The sequence below is a fragment of the Microbacterium phycohabitans genome (assembly GCF_032464935.1).
Taxonomy (GTDB): Bacteria; Actinomycetota; Actinomycetes; order Actinomycetales; family Microbacteriaceae; genus Microbacterium; species Microbacterium phycohabitans.
The window spans coordinates 872,247-889,775 of the sequence record NZ_JAWDIT010000001.1; the positions used below are offsets into that span (position 1 = coordinate 872,247).

The 17,529-nt window shown below is 70.6% G+C and carries 16 protein-coding genes and 3 tRNA genes; 6 read left to right on the forward strand and 13 right to left on the reverse strand.

Features of this window, described 5'->3' with window-relative positions; all coding sequences use genetic code 11:
• Positions 1-143: 143 nt before the first annotated feature.
• The 11 genes from panC to hpt form a co-directional block, all read right to left on the reverse strand.
• Positions 144-998: a pantoate--beta-alanine ligase gene (gene panC, locus RWH44_RS04110; RefSeq protein ID WP_298870781.1), complete on the reverse strand. Its 855-nt coding sequence runs from the start codon at positions 996-998 to the stop codon at positions 144-146.
• Entirely contained in the window at positions 995-1,717 is a 723-nt protein-coding gene (locus tag RWH44_RS04115; protein WP_316003556.1) for a DUF2520 domain-containing protein, read from the reverse strand. Before RWH44_RS04115 ends, panC begins: the two co-directional genes overlap by 4 nt.
• Positions 1,714-3,603, reverse strand: a complete 1,890-nt coding sequence (locus tag RWH44_RS04120) for a PH domain-containing protein (protein ID WP_316003557.1) — start codon at positions 3,601-3,603, stop codon at positions 1,714-1,716. The genes RWH44_RS04115 and RWH44_RS04120 overlap by 4 nt, the downstream gene beginning before the upstream one ends.
• Positions 3,600-4,193, reverse strand: a complete 594-nt coding sequence (locus RWH44_RS04125; protein WP_316003558.1) for a PH domain-containing protein — start codon at positions 4,191-4,193, stop codon at positions 3,600-3,602. The genes RWH44_RS04120 and RWH44_RS04125 overlap by 4 nt, the downstream gene beginning before the upstream one ends.
• Positions 4,147-4,632, reverse strand: a complete 486-nt coding sequence (locus RWH44_RS04130; RefSeq protein WP_298870771.1) for a DUF3180 domain-containing protein — start codon at positions 4,630-4,632, stop codon at positions 4,147-4,149. The genes RWH44_RS04125 and RWH44_RS04130 overlap by 47 nt, the downstream gene beginning before the upstream one ends.
• Positions 4,629-5,156 (reverse strand): 2-amino-4-hydroxy-6-hydroxymethyldihydropteridine diphosphokinase, encoded by a 528-nt coding sequence (gene folK / locus RWH44_RS04135; protein ID WP_316003559.1) that lies wholly within the window; start codon positions 5,154-5,156, stop codon positions 4,629-4,631. Before folK ends, RWH44_RS04130 begins: the two co-directional genes overlap by 4 nt.
• Positions 5,153-5,521 (reverse strand): dihydroneopterin aldolase, encoded by a 369-nt coding sequence (folB, locus tag RWH44_RS04140; protein ID WP_298870767.1) that lies wholly within the window; start codon positions 5,519-5,521, stop codon positions 5,153-5,155. The genes folK and folB overlap by 4 nt, the downstream gene beginning before the upstream one ends.
• Positions 5,521-6,312 carry a dihydropteroate synthase gene (gene folP / locus RWH44_RS04145; protein ID WP_316003560.1) on the reverse strand — a complete coding sequence of 264 codons (792 nt, stop codon included), beginning with the start codon at positions 6,310-6,312 and terminating at the stop codon, positions 5,521-5,523. The genes folB and folP overlap by 1 nt, the downstream gene beginning before the upstream one ends.
• On the reverse strand, positions 6,309-6,896 hold the full coding sequence (folE, locus tag RWH44_RS04150; protein ID WP_298870763.1) for a GTP cyclohydrolase I: 588 nt from the start codon (positions 6,894-6,896) through the stop codon (positions 6,309-6,311). Before folE ends, folP begins: the two co-directional genes overlap by 4 nt.
• Positions 6,897-6,902: 6 nt before the next feature.
• Entirely contained in the window at positions 6,903-8,906 is a 2,004-nt protein-coding gene (ftsH, locus tag RWH44_RS04155) for an ATP-dependent zinc metalloprotease FtsH (protein WP_316003561.1), read from the reverse strand.
• A 124-nt stretch (positions 8,907-9,030) separates the two neighbouring features.
• A complete protein-coding gene (gene hpt, locus RWH44_RS04160) occupies positions 9,031-9,582 on the reverse strand; it encodes a hypoxanthine phosphoribosyltransferase (RefSeq protein ID WP_316003562.1) in 552 nt (183 codons plus the stop codon).
• A gap of 115 nt (positions 9,583-9,697) precedes the next feature.
• Between hpt and RWH44_RS04165 the strand changes: the two genes are divergently transcribed.
• Positions 9,698-11,035 carry an MFS transporter gene (locus RWH44_RS04165; protein ID WP_316003563.1) on the forward strand — a complete coding sequence of 446 codons (1,338 nt, stop codon included), beginning with the start codon at positions 9,698-9,700 and terminating at the stop codon, positions 11,033-11,035.
• Between the two features lie 13 nt (positions 11,036-11,048).
• Here the strand turns inward: RWH44_RS04165 and tilS are convergent, their stop codons facing one another.
• A complete protein-coding gene (gene tilS, locus RWH44_RS04170) occupies positions 11,049-12,047 on the reverse strand; it encodes a tRNA lysidine(34) synthetase TilS (RefSeq protein WP_316003564.1) in 999 nt (332 codons plus the stop codon).
• 224 nt (positions 12,048-12,271) lie between these two features.
• Here tilS and RWH44_RS04175 point away from each other — a divergent pair, with 224 nt between their 5' ends.
• Positions 12,272-12,805: an inorganic diphosphatase gene (locus tag RWH44_RS04175; RefSeq protein WP_298870751.1), complete on the forward strand. Its 534-nt coding sequence runs from the start codon at positions 12,272-12,274 to the stop codon at positions 12,803-12,805.
• A 57-nt stretch (positions 12,806-12,862) separates the two neighbouring features.
• On the opposite strand, the gene RWH44_RS04180 is transcribed toward RWH44_RS04175, so the two are convergent.
• The gene (locus tag RWH44_RS04180; RefSeq protein WP_298870748.1) at positions 12,863-14,314 is read right to left on the reverse strand and encodes a peptidoglycan DD-metalloendopeptidase family protein; all 1,452 of its coding nucleotides are present in this window, start codon (positions 14,312-14,314) and stop codon (positions 12,863-12,865) included.
• A 213-nt stretch (positions 14,315-14,527) separates the two neighbouring features.
• On the opposite strand from RWH44_RS04180, the gene RWH44_RS04185 reads away from it, so the two are divergent.
• From RWH44_RS04185 to RWH44_RS04200, 4 genes are all read left to right on the forward strand, one after another.
• A tRNA-Glu gene (locus RWH44_RS04185) sits at positions 14,528-14,600 on the forward strand.
• A 30-nt stretch (positions 14,601-14,630) separates the two neighbouring features.
• Positions 14,631-14,704, forward strand: a tRNA-Asp gene (locus RWH44_RS04190).
• Between the two features lie 64 nt (positions 14,705-14,768).
• Positions 14,769-14,841: transfer RNA gene (locus RWH44_RS04195), tRNA-Phe, on the forward strand.
• A gap of 502 nt (positions 14,842-15,343) precedes the next feature.
• On the forward strand, positions 15,344-17,422 hold the full coding sequence (locus tag RWH44_RS04200; RefSeq protein WP_437127261.1) for an MDR family MFS transporter: 2,079 nt from the start codon (positions 15,344-15,346) through the stop codon (positions 17,420-17,422).
• The last annotated feature ends 107 nt before the right edge of the window (positions 17,423-17,529 follow it).

The window sequence follows — 17,529 nt, forward strand, 5'->3', positions numbered from 1 at the left end:
GTGGAAGCTCCTCGGGGTCCTCCCCAGTGTATTCGCCCGGCCCGGGCCGCTCGGGGCACTCGCCCGCCTCGACGGTCGGCCACCTTCGCCGCACGCCGTGCCGCAGCGGCCGTCGCCCGCGTCCGGGTCGGGCCGCCGGATCGTCAGCGCAACGAGATCTCGGCGTTGTCGATGAAGCGGTGGCCACCGACGGTCGCCGCGATCAGCGCGAAGGCGCGACCGCGATGCCCCTCGTCGACCGGCAGGAACGTCGCCGGATCGACCACGCTCAGGTACTCCAGCGAGATGCGCTGCTCGCCCATGAGCGCCGACTGGGCCGCCGCGATGCACGCGTCGACGCCCATGTCGGCATTCGACGCAGCGGCCTCCAGAGCACGCGGGAGCTTGGCGACCGCCCGGCGGTCGACCTCGTCCAACAGGGCGATCCGGCTCGACACCGGCAGGCCGTCGTCGGTGCGCACCGTGGGGACCGTGTCGATCTCGACGGGGAAGTTCAGATCGCGCACCATCCGCCGCACCAGGAAGATGCGCTGCAGGTCGCGCTCACCGTAGACGGCGACGTGGGGGGCGACCAGATGGAACAGCTTCGCCTCGACGGTCAGGACGCCGTCGAAGTAGAACGGGCGCACCCGACCCTCGTAGCGGAGCCCGACGTCGCCCGCCGACACCCGCGTGGTCGCCGTGCCGGCCGGCAACAGCTCCGCCGCGGTGGGGGCGAAGACCACGTCTACCGCGAGATCGTCCAGAACGCGCGCGTCCGCGTCAGGAGAGCGGGGGTAGGCCGCGGTGTCTTCGGCCGTACGGAATCGCAGCGGGTTGACGAACGTCGAGACCACCACCACGTCGGAGCGCTCCCGGGCACGCTTGATGAGGTCGACATGGCCGTCGTGCAGGGCTCCGAGCGTCGAGACGAGCGCGATGCGGGGTCCCTGCGCGGCGCGGTCGGTCCCTCGGATCTCGTCGAGTCGGGCGCGCAGATCCTCGAGGGTGGCGATCATCCGTCGATCGTAGCGTCGCCGTCGAGGCGACCCGCGCCGGTGCCCTCGACGAGGGCGTGGTCGACGCTCGAGCGCACGAGCGCTGACAGGTACCCGCCCGGGTTGTCGATGCCGACTCGGCTCAGCAGGTCGGACGACTGTCGCACGATCGAGCGAGAGAACTCCGTCGCCGTCGCGATCGCCTCGGCGTACGTCGGTCGATCGCGCTCGGCCACGACGACGGGCTCGCATCCGAGTTCGACGGCGAGAGCTTGGGCGATCGGCAGCACGGGAGCGGGCGCCGTCACCGCGGCGTACGCCTGCGCGAGCTGGCGGAGGTCGATCGACGACGCACCCGTGAACACGATGGCGGGGTGGATGGCGAGGGGGATGGCCCCCCGCTGCGCCGCGGGATCGAGTACGCGCGCACCGTACGCGGCGTCGGTGTGCAGCACCAGCTGTCCGGGCTGCCAGGCGCCGAGCTCCGCGAGACCGACCACGAGGCCCGGGAGCTGGTCGTGCGGAACCGCGATGACCACGAGTTCACTCCGGCGCACGACCTCGTCGGCCGTGAGCTGCGGCACTCCGGGCAGGATCGCCTCGACGCGGTCGTCGTCCGAGCCCGAGGTGATCCCGGTGAGAAGGTGTCCGGCGCCCGCGAGGGCGGCCGCGATGACGGGTCCGACTCGTCCGGCGCCGATCACCCCGACGCCGAGACGTCCGTCGCGACCGCCGCTCATCCGGCCCACCGATGCGTGCGGTCGCCCGCGGCCGCCACCACACCGCCGCGGGCGGTGGCCTCGAACACGCGGAGGGCGTCGTCGCGGTCGATCGCTCCGACGGCGGTCTGCACCGTGCCCGCGATGACGTGACCGGTGAGGGTCGCCGTGCGAGCCGCGCGGGCCAGCGGCCCCTGATGCAGGCCGATCGACTGCAGCCGGGCGAGCGGCAGCACGGTCAGCGAACGCCAGACCCACCCCCGGCGCAGCAGGAGCGCGTCGGCGGTGAGGAGAACACCGTTGCGGCGCCACGACAGCGGCCGCAGCCACCGCGCGCGTCGCGGAGTCGTCACGTAGGGGTCGTCATCCACCGGACCCAGGATGCCGTCACGGAACACGAGTGTCCATTCCTCGCTCGACAGGCCGGGGGCGAGGATCCGCAGCACCTTCTCGACGTCGGCACGCGTGCCGATGGGCAGCACGGCGGCGATCTGGTCGGCGCTGGAGTCGGTGGACGAGCGACCCGACAGGCGGTTCACCGTCACCGCCCACCACCCGAAGGGACGCCACAGCAGGGGCTGGCGCACCTCGATGGCGTGCACGCGCCCCGGCGGGACGACCTCCGTGACCGTGGTGAAGAGACCGAACGTGACGCGCACCCCATCGGCGGTCGGGGCGATCGAGTACCGCAGCCCCCGCGCGATCGAGCGCACGTAGTACGCACCGAAGGCGAGGAACATGGGCACGACGGTGAAGAGCAGCCACAGCGTCGACACCGATGCCGCGACGACGATCCCGATCACGAAGGCGATCAGCACGAGGGTCGATCCGCTCAGCACGCGCGAGGCGACGAGGCGGCCCAGCGGGATGCGCACGATGCTCTCGGGCTCGGCGTCGGAGAAGTCCTCCCCGTCGACGATGCCCTGCAGCCCGTCGGCGACGGTGTCGGCGGCCGCCGTCACGAGGGAGCGCTTCGCCCCCGAACCGGCGCCCGCCTCGGCCAGACGTCGACCCGACGCCAGCCGGAGGATGTCGCCACGGATTGCCTCGGCATCCTTGCCCGAGAGGTATTCGAGCTTGACGTTCGCATCGAGACCGGCACCCACGACTTCGAGCTTCGCGAGCCCGAGGAGGCGCGCGACCATCGGACGGGTCAGGTTCACGCCCTGCACGCGATCCAGCGGGGCCCGGCGATGGGTGCGGAAGAGCACACCGGAGCGCACCTCGACGTCGTCGTCGCCGATGCGCAGGGTGTGGAAACGCCACGACAACCGGAACAGCACCAGCAGCACGAGGAGGACGACCAGGGCCACTCCGGCCGCGATCAGGATGAGGTTGTTCGCCAACAGGAAGTCCACCGGGTCGGGCGGGACCGCCCCGGGCGGGAGGTCGGTGAAGATCGGGAAGAACAGCTCCAGCAGCCGCTCGCGGAGATTGGCCACGATGAGGCCCCCGATGACGAGCAACGAGAGACCGCCGCGCAGCAGGGGCGTCAGCGGGTGCAGTCGGTGCCATCCGCCGTCGCTGTACGGCGATCGCACGACCGACCGCGGCACCCCGGGGGCGCCTGCCGGATCCGGGGTGGCGGCATCCGGGGCGATTCCGGGCCCGTCGCCCGACGCCGCGACCCCGGAACCGTCCCCCGACACCGCGACCCCGGACCCGTCGCCCGATGGCGCGACCCCGGAACCGTCCCCCGACAGCGCGGCCCCGGGGCCGTCGCTCGACGGCGCGACCTCGGGCGAGTCGCCCGACGCCGCGACCCCGGCCCCGGTCCCGTCGCCCGCTGCCGCTACCTCGGCGGGCGCTCCCGGCGCGACGTCGGCCGAGGGCTCCGGCGTCGCTCGCGAGCCGGTGTCGGTCGGCTCGACCGCGTCACCGCGAGCGCGATCGTCCGTGTCGCTCACAGCCCTGTCCGTCGCGTCTCCGCCACGGCGACGAGGGTGTCGCGCAGCTGCTCGGCCGCCTCCTGCGTGAGCCCCGGGATCGTTACGCCGGTCGAGGCCGCGGCCGTGACGAGCTTGAGCTGGGCGATCCCGAACCCGCGGTCGAGGGGCCCGTGCGTGATGTCGACGAGCTGCATGCGCCCGTACGGCACCGCGACGACACGCTGCCACAGGATGCCGCGGCGGAAGACGAGGTCGTCCTGGCGCAGCTGATAGCCGAACGAGCGCGCCTGCCGCGGCGTGATGAGCAGACCGATCGCCGTCACGACGAGCACGATGCCCGCGGGGATCCACTGCCAGGGCACGCCCGTGAAGACCTGAACGACGATGGGGACGACGAGCGCGAGGAGGAAGACCACCCCCTGCGAGATGAGCTGCACCCACACGTAGGCACGCGCCAGCTGGTGCCACGTCCCGTCGCCGAGAGGAAGGCGACCGGCGGCACCCGGCTCCAGGATGCGCGAGAACGTCCGCGCGTCGAGGGCGTCGACGCGCGGCGGGGCGTCAGATGCCGACGGGTCCGGCAGGGGTGTTCCCGGGGGTGTCGTCATCGTCGTCCTTCCGGATGGTGCACAACTGCTCGGCCACGAGCCCCGCGACGACGAGGACGACCGCGCACACGACCGTCGCGATGATCGATCCCATCGAGCCTAGCGACGGTGTCGCGGGCCGGCTCAACAGGAACGCGAGCAGACCGGCGCCGAATCCGAAGGCCGCAGCCCCCACGAGCGACGACGCCTTCGCGAGCATGGCGATGCGCAGAGCCCGGAACGGGTCGATGCGTCGCTCACTTCTCCCCCGCGTCGCGCGGAACACCGGCACCGCGAGAATGACGATCACCGCACCGACGAGCGCGAGGATCGTCGGCAGACTCGCCGCGGGGGTGAACGTCGCGCGACCCATCGCCGTGAGCATCGTGTCGAGGACGAAGCCGACCACGCCGCCGATGATGGCGGCGATGAGCAGGATGCCGGCACCGGTGCGCTTCACCGTGCTCCTCCCCGCAGCTCGGCGAGAAGGTCGTCGACACGACCCCGGCCGGGGATCACGGCATCCGGGTCCACGTCGAGCCACGGCGCGAGCACGAAGTCGCGCTCATGCGCGCGCGGGTGCGGGACCACGAGGTCGTCGCGGTCGATGATCTCGTCGCCGTAGGCGATGAGGTCGAGGTCGAGCGTGCGGTCGCCCCACCGTTCGCGACGCACGCGACCATGTCGTGCCTCGATGCGGTGGAGGGCGGCGAGCAGCGCCGTGGGGGCCAGTCTCGTGCGCAGCGTGGCAACGGCGTTGAGGTAGCGGGGGGCGTCGTCGTCCTCGCCGTCGAGGGTCACGGCGACGGTCTCGATCGGCGCCGACACCGTGACGTCGCCCGTGAGGGGCAGCGCCCGCAGTTCCGTCACGGCGGCGGCGAGCGTTTCGGCCCGCTCCCCGAGGTTCGCACCCAGTGCGACCACGGCCGCGACGGGAGAGGTGCGCGGCGCCTCTCCGATGCCGTGCGCCAGTCGCACGCTCACGAGCGCCCGCGCGTGATCGTCACCGACACGTCGGCGAAGGGGACGGGGATGGGCGCCGCGGGCTTGTGCACCGTGACGGCCACGGCCTCGATCCGCTCGTCGCGGAGCACCTCGTCGGCGATGCGCGCGGCGAGCTTCTCGAGCAGGTCGACCGGCTCCCCCGACACGATCGCGGCGATGCGTTCCGCGAGCTCGCCGTAATGGACCGTGTCGACGACGTCATCCGTCTCCGCCGCCCGTGCGAGCGGGAGGTAGACCGTCGCGTCGACGACGAACTCCTGCCCGTCGCGCTTCTCGTCGGGGTAGACCCCGTGGTACCCGAAGGCGCGCACGCCCGTCAGGGTGATGTGGTCGACGGCATCCATCAGGCCTCCCAAGCGCGGGCGACGGCGAGCGCGTCGCGGGTGGTCGGTACGTCGTGAACGCGCACGGCCCAGGCTCCGGCCCGGGCGGCGAGGGCGCTCGTGACGGCGGTGGCGAGGTCGCGGCGGGCGAGGTCGGCGTCGTCGCCGAGCGCGTCGGCGAGGAACCTCTTGCGGCTCGTGCCGACGAGAACACGCCGACCGGCGGCGACGAGGTCGGGCAGCGCCCGCAGCGTCTGCCAGTTCTGGACGCCGCGCTTGCCGAACCCGATCCCGGGGTCGACGACGATCCGCGACGCCGGGATGCCGGCGGCCTCCGCGGCCGCGACGCGTTCGTCGAGTTCCGCGGCCACCTCGGCAGCCACGTCGACGTACTCCGCGCGCGCGTACATCTCGCTCGACGGCCCGCGCCAGTGGCCGATCGCCACCTCGGCTCCGCTCTCGGCCACGGCCGCGAGCATCTCGGGGTCGGCGAGACCTCCTGACACGTCGTTGACAAGGCGCGCACCTGCCGCCACCGCGGCCGCCGCAGTCGAAGCGTTCATGGTGTCGATGCTGACGTACGCCCCCTCGGATGCCAGGGCGGCGACGACGGGGAGCACGCGCTGCTGCTCGACCCGGGGCGAGACGCGCTCGGCACCGGGCCGCGTGGACTCTCCGCCGATGTCGAGCAGGTCGGCGCCCTGCGCCCGCAGACGGCGGGCGTGGGCGATGGCCACGTCGGGGTCGAGGTAGCGTCCGCCGTCGCTGAAGGAATCGGGGGTGACGTTGACGATCGCCATCACGAGGCTCACGCGCGCGCTCCGATCAGGGCGACGAGCTCGGCGCGGGCCACGGGCTCCGCGTAGGCGCCGCGAGCGGCGATCGTCACGGTCGAGGCGTCGAGCTGCCGGCCGCCGCGCATGGTGACGCACTCGTGGGTGGCATCCAGGACGACGAGGACCCCGCGGGCGTCGAGGGCGGATGCGATGGCGTCAGCGATCTGTTCTCCCAGGCGCTCCTGCACCTGAGGACGGGCGGCGAGGATGTCGATGACCTTCGGCAGTGCGCCGAGACCCACGACCTCCTCCCCCGGCAGATAGGCCACGTGCGCGCGGCCGCGGAACGGCAGCAGATGGTGCTCGCACATCGAGCGGAACGCGATGTCGCGCACCATCACCGCTCCCGAGGGCAGCGTGTCGGGCGCAGGTCCCCGCGACACCGAGATGGTGTGCTGAAGCGGCGCGCCGGCATCCTGATTCACTCCCGAGAAGAACTCGGCCCAGCTGTCGGCGACGCGCGCCGGGGTCTGCCGGAGGCCGGGGCGATCGGGGTCTTCCCCGATCGCCTCCAGCAGCTCACGGACGAGGGCTGCGACCCGCTCTCGATCGACGGCCACGGCGCCTCAGGCGGTCGCCGGGCGTGTCTGTCCGCTCGGACGGGGCTGCGCCTGAGCCTGCGTCTGCGCTCCCGCCTCGGCGGAGGCGGCGATGCCGGCCGGAGCCTGACGACGCGGGACGTTGACCGGCGGCTGGTTCGAGACGGGACGATCGCCCGACGACAGCCACTGCGGACGCGGGGTGAGGCGCTTGACGTCCTTGAAGATCTCGGCGAGCTCGATGTGGTCGAGCGTCTCCTTCTCGAGCAGCGCCAAGGCGAGGCGGTCGAGCACCTCGCGGTTGTCGTTGATGACCTGGTACGCCTCGTTGTGCGCCTGCTCGATGAGCGCGCGCACCTGGCTGTCGACACGCTCGGCGATCCGCTCCGAGAAGTCGCGGCCGTGGCCCATGTCGCGACCCATGAAGACCTCGCCCGACGAGGAGCCGAGCTTCACGGGGCCGACCTCATTGGTCATGCCGTACTCGGTGACCATCTTGCGGGCGATGCTGGTGGCCTTCTCGATGTCGTTGGAGGCGCCGGTCGTGGGGTCGTGGAAGACGATCTCCTCTGCGACGCGGCCGCCCATCGCGTACGTCAGCTGGTCCTGCAGCTCGTTGCGGGTGACGGAGTACTTGTCGTCGAGCGGGAGCACCATCGTGTAGCCCAGAGCCTTGCCGCGCGGGAGGATCGTCACCTTCGTCACGGGGTCGGTGTGGTTCATCGCCGCCGCGGCGAGAGCGTGACCGCCCTCGTGGTAGGCCGTGATGAGCTTCTCCTTGTCCTTCATCACGCGCGTGCGCCGCTGGGGACCGGCGATGACGCGGTCGATCGCCTCGTCGAGGGCCCGGTTGTCGATGAGCTGCGCGTTCGAACGCGCGGTCAGCAGGGCGGCCTCGTTGAGCACGTTGGCCAGGTCGGCACCGGTGAAGCCGGGCGTCTTGCGCGCGACGACCTCGAGGTCGACCGAGTCCGACAGCGGCTTGCCGCGGCCGTGCACCTCGAGGATGCGCTGGCGGCCCTTGAGGTCGGGGGCGTCGACGCCGATCTGGCGGTCGAAGCGGCCCGGGCGCAGCAGAGCGGGGTCGAGGATGTCGGGGCGGTTGGTCGCAGCGATCACGATCACGTTGACCTTGGGGTCGAAGCCGTCCATCTCGACGAGCATCTGGTTCAGCGTCTGCTCGCGCTCGTCGTGACCGCCGCCCATACCGGCACCGCGGTGGCGCCCGACGGCGTCGATCTCGTCGATGAAGATGATCGCCGGCGAGCTCTCCTTCGCCTGGTTGAAGAGGTCGCGGACACGGCTGGCGCCGACGCCGACGAACATCTCGACGAAGTCCGACCCGGAGATCGAGTAGAACGGCACACCGGCCTCGCCGGCGACGGCGCGGGCGAGCAGGGTCTTACCGGTTCCGGGAGGGCCGTACAGCAGCACGCCCTTCGGGATGCGGGCGCCGACCTCTTCGAACTTCTTGGGGTCCTTGAGGAACTCCTTGATCTCGTCGAGCTCTTCGATCGCCTCGTCGGAGCCCGCGACGTCCTGGAAGGTGACGGTCGGCGTCTCCTTGGTGACGAGCTTGGCGCGCGACTTGCCGAACTGCATGACCTTGCTGCCGCCACCCTGGGCGCTGGAGAGCAACCACCAGAACAGCAGGCCGAGCAGAATCAGCGGGAGCAGGAGGCCGATCAGACCGTCGAACCAGCTGGGCTTGGGCACGACGTCGTTGAAGCCGTCGGCGGGGGCCGCGGCGTCGATCGCGTTGGCGACCTCGTTCGCGCGGGCCTGGCTGAAGTAGAACTGCACGTCGTTCGCGCCCTCGAAGGGCTGCGACAAGGTCAGATCGACGCGCTGATCGGGATCGTTCGTGACGACCTGGGTCACGGTGCCGCCCTTGAGCAGGTCCAGCCCCTCCTTGGTGGACACCTGACGGGCACCACTGAGGTTGGAGATGAGGGAGAAACCGACGACCAGAAGCAGACCGACCAGCAGAACGTAGACGATCGGATTACGCGTGATCTTCTTGAAATTCATGGTGGGCGAGCCCAGCCCTTTCGTGATCCTCCGCCGAAACGCGGTCGCAACAGGCTAACGCCCGCGGACTATGCCGGGCCTGTGCGTTCGTCGAGGGCGTACGCCGGACTCCGCTCCGAACGCCTCAGGAATACACGTGCGGTGCGAGGACGGCCACATCGCGGAGGTTGCGATAGCGCTCGGCGTAGTCCAGTCCGTAGCCGATCACGAAATCGTTGGGGATGTCGAAGCCGACGTAGCGGCAGTCCACTTCCACCTTCATCGCATCCGGCTTTCGCAGCAGCGCCAGCACTTCGACCGACTCCGCTCCGCGCGAGGCGAAGTTCTCGAGCAGCCAGCTCAGCGTCAGACCCGAGTCGATGATGTCCTCGACGATCAGCACGTGCTTGCCGGTGATGTCGGTGTCGAGATCCTTCCGGATCTGCACGACGCCGCTCGAACGGGTCGAGGCGCCGTACGACGACACCGCCATCCAGTCCATCGAGACGTGCATGGGCAGATGCCGCGCGAAGTCGGCCATGACCATGACCGCACCCTTGAGGACGCCCACGAGCACGACCTCGCGGCCCTCGTAATCGGTCACCACCTGGGTCGCCAGCTCGGCGAGCTTCTCGTGGATCTGCTCCTCGGTGAGGAGGACTTCGCTGATGTCGTCGGAGATGTCGGCCGCGCGCATTGGGAAAGTCTACGTCGGGTGATTCCGGATGCCGTCCGCGCGGTCCCGCGTCGCGCCACCGGGTAGCGTCGGTGCGCGAGGCAGTCGCACCGCCATCGACCTCGAGGAGGACGCGTTGAGTCATCCGCTCCCCTCGCCCGGGCCGGCATCCGTGTCGACGCCCGATTCGCCGACGCCTCCCCGCGGCGCCGGCGCGGTCATCGTGGCCCAGCTGCTGCTGCGGACCGCGTCGGCCGCGGGCGCCCTCGCTCTGGGTTCCTACTTCGTCGACCTCTCCCGCCAGGGCACGTCGGTGGGCCCGCTCGTGTTGGGGATCCTGTCGGGCATCGGCTTCCTGGCCGAACTCGTGCTCGCGCCCGCCGCGGGATCAGCCAGCGACCGTCGAGGGCGCAAGATCTTCCTCGTCGCCGCTCCCCTGCTGGCCGCGGGCGGCGTCCTGCTCACCCCCGGCGCCTCGCTGATCGCGACCGCCCCGTCCATCGCCCTCGTCGTGGTCATCGTCGGCACCTCGCGCCTGCTCGACGGAGCGGGAGCGGCGATCTCCGCGCCCACCACCCTCGGTCTCCTGGCCGACGCCAGTGACGACGACCGCCGACGCCGCGGCCGGGTGACGAGCCTGTACGAGCTGTCGTCGTCCGGAGGCATCGCTCTCGGCGCGGTCGCCGGACCGCTCCTGTACGGGGCGCTCGGACTCGGCACGTTCGTCGCACTGGCGGCCGTCTACGTGGTGGCGGCCGTGGTCACCCTCGTCTTCGTGCCTCGGCACGCCCGGACATCGCCGGCACCCGTCCGCGCCGGCGTGCGCGATCGCCTGCGCGTGCTCGTCCAGCCCCGCCTGCTCGCGTTCCTCCCCGCGTGGATCGCGGTGAACGCGATCCTCGGAACGTGGGTGACCTCGCAGATCACCTTCGTGCTGGCCGGCGACCGGCGTGCGGACGGCCAGCTGTTCCCCGGTGCGTTCCGCGGCGACGAGATGGGACTGTCGATCGTGCTCGGGGTCTACGTGTTGTTCTTCAGCCTGTGCATCATCGCGTGGGCGTTTTTCATCGGTCGGCTGCCCACGGTTCCTGTTCTCTTCGTCACGGTGGCGGGCGCGTTGATCGCCTCGGTCGGCCTGATGCTCGCCAACGGCGGCGCACCGATCGCCGTCGCGGTGCCGCTGGTGATGGTCGGGGTCTTCCTCGAAGCCGGGTTCACTCCCGCAGCCCTCACCCATCTCAGCGACATCTCCGCCGAGTTCCGCGACGATCGTGGTCTCATCATGGGCGCGTACTCGGTCGTGGTCGGCGCCGGCTACCTCCTCGGCAACGTCCTCGGCGGTGTCTTCGCCGAGTGGCTCCTCTTCGACGGACTCGCCCTGCTCACGATCGGGCTCGCGGCCGTCGCTCTGGCGTCGATCACGGTCATGGCGGTGATCGAGTCCCGCCTCACTCGACGCCGCGCTGTGAGCTGAACGCGCCGCGGCGTCATCCGCGCCCGCGCGCCACGATCTCGATGCGGGCCGCCACCCGCCGAGCCGTGCAGGAGGGCAGATCGATCGCTCCCTGCCCCCGCCAGTCCACCGCGAGCCGCGCGACCTCGAGGGTCTGCGCGCGCGTCAGCGAGACGCCGAACTCGCTCTCGACGACGTAGCGGATGACGCGGTTGCGCAGGGCCGCGGGGTTGGCGGCGAGAGCGGCGACCGAGATCGAGATACCCGCCTCTGCGTGCTCGACGATGTCTTCGATGGTCTCGTCGATCATGTCCTGAAAGGCGGCCGCATCCTCCCGCAGTTGCTCGGCCGTGCGGGCGAGGGCCTCGGCGACACCGGGACCGAGCTCCGTCTCGAGCACGGGGAGCACGCGCTCGCGCACCCGCACCCGGGCGTACGACGGGTCGGCGTTGTGCGGGTCGGACCACGCGTCAAACCCCTCCGCGGCGCAGGCGGCGGCGGTCGTCCGGCGGTGGACGCCGAGGAGAGGTCGCAGCCACACCGGCCCCGTCGCATCCCGTCTCTCGGGTGCCATGCCGGCAAGGCTCGTCGCACCGGATCCACGGGCGAGGCCGAGCAGCACCGTCTCCGCCTGATCGTCGAGGGTGTGCCCCAACAGCACGGCGTCCGCGCCGATCTCGGTCGCCGCCCGGGCCAGCCCGGCGTACCGCGCCGCACGCGCGTCGGCCTCGGGACCGTCGTTCGCGACGACGTCGACCGCGACCACGCGCGCGTCGATCCCCCGCCCGCGCACGGCCTCCGCAGCGCGGCGCGCGACGGCATCCGACCCTTCCTGCAGGCCGTGATCGATCACGACGGCCTCGACCCGGATGCCGAGACGCTCGGCCTCGAAACCCGTCGCCGCCGCGAGGGCCAGCGAATCGGCCCCGCCCGACAGCGCCACCACGACCGCACCGGTGCGTCCCTCGAGCACCGCGCGGACGGCTCGGCGCACCTCGGCGACAGCGGGAGAGAGTCCAGGGCGGCGGTCCATCCCCCTACGGTATTGGCCGATCGGCACAACGCAGGAGTTCCCCCGTCGCGGGGCTGGATGGATCGGCGTCCGACCGGGTCGCACCTCGCCGGTCGCCCGTTCCCTGCGCCGAGTGCCGACCGCGCGGCTCCGCCCGACCGCCCGTCGCCGCCCGCAGACCAGACGTGCGACCCCGGCCCGACTAGGCTGGGCCGCGGAAATCCACAGATCTAAGGAGCACGAGTATGGGCGCTTTCGACGCCGTCATCGAGATCCCCCGCGGCAGCCGCGTGAAGTACGAGGTCGACCACGGCACCGGCCGTGTCTACCTCGACCGCATCCTCTACACGGTGTTCGGCTACCCGGCCAACTACGGCTTCTTCGAGAACACCCTCGGCGAAGACGGCGACCCGCTCGACGTGCTCGTGCTGCTCGACCGCGACCTGCACCCCGGCATCCTGGCCAAGGTGCGCCCGGTCGGCGTGCTCAAGATGAGCGACGAGGCCGGCGGCGACGACAAGGTCGTGGCGGTCCTCGCGAAGGACCCGCGCTGGGATCACATCCAGGACGTCGACGACATCGACGAGTGGACCAAGAAGGAGATCTCGCACTTCTTCGAGCACTACAAGGACCTCGAGCCCAACAAGTGGGTCAAGGTCGACGAGTGGGCGAACGCCGCCGAGGCCGAGCGTCTCGTGGCCGAGGCCTTCACGCGCTTCGACGAGCACGACGCGCAGACCAAGACGCAGGGTTCGGGCGAGGCCCCCAACACGCTCTGAGTCGATGAGACGACGAAACCCCCGGTCGATCGACCGGGGGTTTTCTCGTGGAAGGGATCAGACCCAGACGCCGCGATCGCGGAGCCAGGGGGCCGGATCGGTCGTGCCGCCCCACGGCGGGTAGACCTCGAAGTGCAGGTGGCAGCCGAAGGAGTTGCCGGTCTGCCCGGTCGCGGCGATCTGCTCGCCCGCACCGACGCGCTGGCCGTACGAGACATAGATGCCGCCGTTGACGATGTGCGCGTAGCCGGTGGCCGAGCCGTCGTCGTGCTGGATGCGGATGTAGTTGCCGTAGCCGCCGTTGTAGCCGGCGTAGGTGACGCGCCCGGCCGACGCCGCATAGATCGGCGAGTAGCAGCCGGCGCCGAAGTCGAGACCCAGGTGCCACGAGCTCGCGCAGTAGCTGCCGTTGCACTGGCTGGAGCGCGGGCCGTAGCCCGAAGTGGTCCCGGCCGACGAGGGACGCGCCCAGCCCGAGCCGGTGGCCTGACCGCCGCCTCCGCCGCTGCTCGAACCTCCGCCGCTGCTGGAGCCGCCGCCTCCGCCACCACCGCTGTTGTTGTTCGCGGCTTCGCGATCGCGCTGCTCCTGCTCGCGACGCGCACGCTCGGCGCGGTCACGGGCCTCCGCCTCTTCGCGCGCCTTGCGTTCGCGTTCCTCGCGGGCTTTGCGCTCGGCTTCGACACCGGCCTGGTAATCGGCCACGGTCTTGGCGGTCGTGTCCTGCAGGGCGGCCAGCTGCGCCTCGAGCACGACCTGATTGGCCTGCTGCGCGGCGAGTGCCTCTTGCGCGGCCTGAGCCGCCTGCTGCGCGGCGACCATCTTCTCTTCGGCGATCTTCTGCAGACGGTCGCGCTCGGTGCGGGCGTCGTTCGCCTGGTTGCTCAGCTGCGTCGCGGAATCGCGCGCCGTGACGGCCGCGGCGTACACCGAGCGGTTGCGCTCGATGAGCTTGTCCATCGTGCCGAGCTTGGCCAGCAGATCGTCGGCGCTGGCCGCGGAGCCCGAGAAGAACAGGTCGAGAGAGGTGTCGTCGCCACCCGAGCGGTACAGCTGCGCGGCGACCTTTCCGGCCTTCGCGGCCGCGTCGGTGGCCTTCGCGGCCTCGGCGTCGGCCTGCGCCTGAATCTGCTGGGCGCGGTAGTCGGCGTCGAGGTACGCCTGCTGCGCGGTGTAGTACTCGTCGGATCGGGCGACGACCTCGGCCTGCGTGCGGGCGACCTCGGACTGCAGCCCCTGGATGAGCCCCTGGATGCGGGCGATCTCGCCGGCCTTGGCGGACTCGTTCGCGCGCGCCGCCTCGACGTCGGCCCACGAGGGGTAGTCGGCGGCCGCCGCGGGAGACGAGAATCCGGATGCCGCCGCACCGAAGGCGCCGAGAGCCACGGCGCCGAGAGCGCCGAACTTCAACGCGCTGCGTCGATCGAAGGTCGGCCACAGGCGCCGCCGCTCATCCGCGGTGGGCGCGCAGCCGCAATCGTCTGACTCAACGGGGCGCTCGAGCGTCACGGGAATACCTCATCTCACCGGTCGCAACTCGACTCACAGTAGCAACACGAGTCACACACACAACAGGGCGAGTTCCCGTCGGCAGCGCCCATCCTGCGCCCCCGACACGCGCGAGCCGCGTACGCCACGCCCCGAATTGGCAATCTCGCGAGATGTGAAGTAGGCTCGGTCGTCGGCAAGCGAGAAGGAAATCGCAAGGTTTCCGCCTCATCCGGCCCCATCGTTTAGCGGCCTAGGACGCCGCCCTTTCACGGCGGTAGCACGGGTTCGAATCCCGTTGGGGTCACTTTCCGGTGAAGTACAATTGAAAATGCATGGCCCTGTAGCGCAGTTGGTTAGCGTGCCGCCCTGTCACGGCGGAGGTCGCGGGTTCAAGTCCCGTCAGGGTCGCTCCACAGCGACGGGCCTTCTTTCGAGGAGGCCTTTCGTTTAGGAAGCGGCAGACATGTCGCTCGGCTCTGTAGCTCAGTTGGTAGAGCGCACGACTGAAAATCGTGAGGTCACGGGATCGACGCCCGTCGGAGCCACACGGATCATCATTACATTGATCCCAGAAACCCTCGCCTAGCTTCTACATGGCGGGGGTTTTGCTTTTCCCGGCGAGTGATGACCTCCTCGCCAACACCCATGGCTCCGACCCCGCGTTCGTCGAGCGGTCGCCCCGCGACGAAGCGCCGGTGTCCCCTTGCCCCCTCAGGGCAATAGCCTCCCTCCCCACGGCACCGCGCGCGCCGACAGGCGATCGTTCGAGAACAGGACGGTCGCCGCCGGTTACGCCCTGTCCTCGAGCGATCGCCCGTTCTCGCGCCCGTTCGGCACGGCCCACCCGCGCCCCGGACGCCGCCCCGACCGTCGCCCCGAGACCGGGCTCCCCCCACAGGGGTATTTCTGCGCGCCTGGCCCATCGACGACCCGCAGGTGGTTCCGCGATGCCGCCGGGCAGCGCTACTATTTGTTGACTTTTAGCAAACACCTGGCGCCCGGCCCTGCCCGATCGAGCCGCCCGCCGCCCCTTCTCGATGAGGACAGATGTCAGACATCACCCGTAGCCGCCGCGCGCCCGCGGCATCCCGCCCCACCACCGGCGCCACCGACACGGTCATGACCCACCGCATGATCATGTTCGTGATCTTCGGCCTCATGGCCGGAATGTTCCTGTCGGCCCTCGACCAGACCATCGTCGGCACCTCGATCCGCACGATCGGCGACGACCTCCAGGGTCTCAGCCTGCAGGCCTGGGTCACGACCGCGTACCTGATCGTCTCGACGATCGCGACGCCCATCTACGGCAAGCTCTCCGACATCTTCGGGCGCCGGCCGCTGTTCCTGCTGGCGATCCTCATCTTCATCGTCGGCTCCGTGCTCGCGAGCTTCTCGACCTCGATGGCCGAGCTCGCGGCGTTCCGCGCCATCCAGGGCCTCGGCGCCGGTGGCCTGATGTCGATGCCGCTGGCGATCATGGGCGACATCCTCGCCCCGCGCGAGCGCGCGAAGTATCAGGGCTACTTCCTCGCCGTCTTCGGCATCTCCAGCGTCATCGGCCCGCTCGTCGGCGGTCTGTTCGCCGGCGCCGATCAGATCCTCTTCATCACTGGCTGGCGCTGGGTGTTCCTCATCAACGTGCCCATCGGCATCGCGGCGCTGGCGATCGTGTGGCGATTCCTGCACATCCCCAAGCAGCCGCGCCACTCGGTGCGCATCGACTGGTGGGGCGCCACGACGGTGATCGTCGCCCTCGTTCCGCTGCTGCTCGTCGCCGAGCAGGGACGCGAGTGGGGCTGGGGCTCCCCCATCTCCATCGCCTGCTACGTCATCGGCGCCCTCGGCATCGCGGCGTTCGTGATCGCCGAGACCACGATGAAGGACGACGCGCTCATCCCGCTCAAGCTCTTCCGTTCGCCCACCTTCTCAATGGCGACGATCATCGGAGTGCTCGTGGGCTTCGGCATGTTCGGCGCGATGCTGACGCTGCCTCTCTATCTGCAGCTGGTGTTGGGCTCGACGCCCACGCAGAGCGGGTTCGAGATGCTCCCGATGATCCTGGGCCTCATGATCGCCTCGATCGCGAGCGGCCAGATCATCGCGCGCACGGGCCGCTACCGCATGTTCCCGATCCTGGGCACGGCGCTGATGTCGATCGGCTTCTTCCTGCTGACCTTCCTGAAGTACGACAGCCCCTATTGGCACGTCGCGCTGGCGATGCTCGTCATCGGCCTCGGGCTCGGCCAGCTCATGCAGACCCTCACGATCGCCAGCCAGAACTCCGTCGGCCTGCGCGACATGGGCGTGGCCACGAGCGGATCGACGTTCTTCCGCCAGATCGGTGGAACCCTCGGCACGGCCGTGCTGCTCTCGCTGCTGTTCACGCTCATGCCCTCGAACATCATCGGCTCGTTCTCCGACCGGGCGACCCTCACCGACGCGCTCGACGCTGCCTTCGACCCGACGGTGGCCTCGGCCCCGGCGAACGAGAAGATCATGTCGAGCATCTACACCCCGATCGTCACCCAGACCACCGATGCCGTGACCCAGCAGGTGCAGCAGGGCGTGCAGCAGGCGACGGATGCCGCGACCCAGGCGGTGGCCGCCCAGGTCGCCGCCGGGCAGATCCCGGCTGCGGCGCAGGCACAGGCCACGCAGGCGGCGGTGTCGCAGGCGATCGCGGCGGCCACGGCGCAGATCCAGCAGCAGGTGCCCGTGGCGCGTATCGGCGTCGACGGCTCGGTGAGCCTGGACTTCTCCGACGCCGCCGACCGCGCCGCGTTCGTCGACGGCGTCGCGACCACCCTCCAGGATCGCTTCACCGCGGGCGATGAGAACACCTCGATCGGTGGCTCGACCCTCGACGACACGTCCTTCCTCATGGGTGCCGACGCGCGGCTGACCAAGCCCTTCCTGGTGGGCTTCAACGCCTCGTCGACGAGCGTCTACTGGGTCGCGATGGGCGTGGTGCTGCTCGCCTTCGTGCTGTCGCTGTTCTTCCGCACACCGCCCCTGCGCGCGAAGTCGGCGTTGCAGGAGGCCGCCGACGAGCGTCGCGGCAAGGACGACGAGGAGAAGCGGGCGGAGGAGTCCGCGGCGCAGACCGGCGCTCTGCTCGCGCCGTAACCGCAACGAAGAAGGGCGGGGCCGTCGCCAGACGCCCCGCCCTTCTTCGTCCCTGTGGCTGCGGTCGCCGCCCCTCGCGCGGGCCCGCATCGCGGCGAGACGTCGGC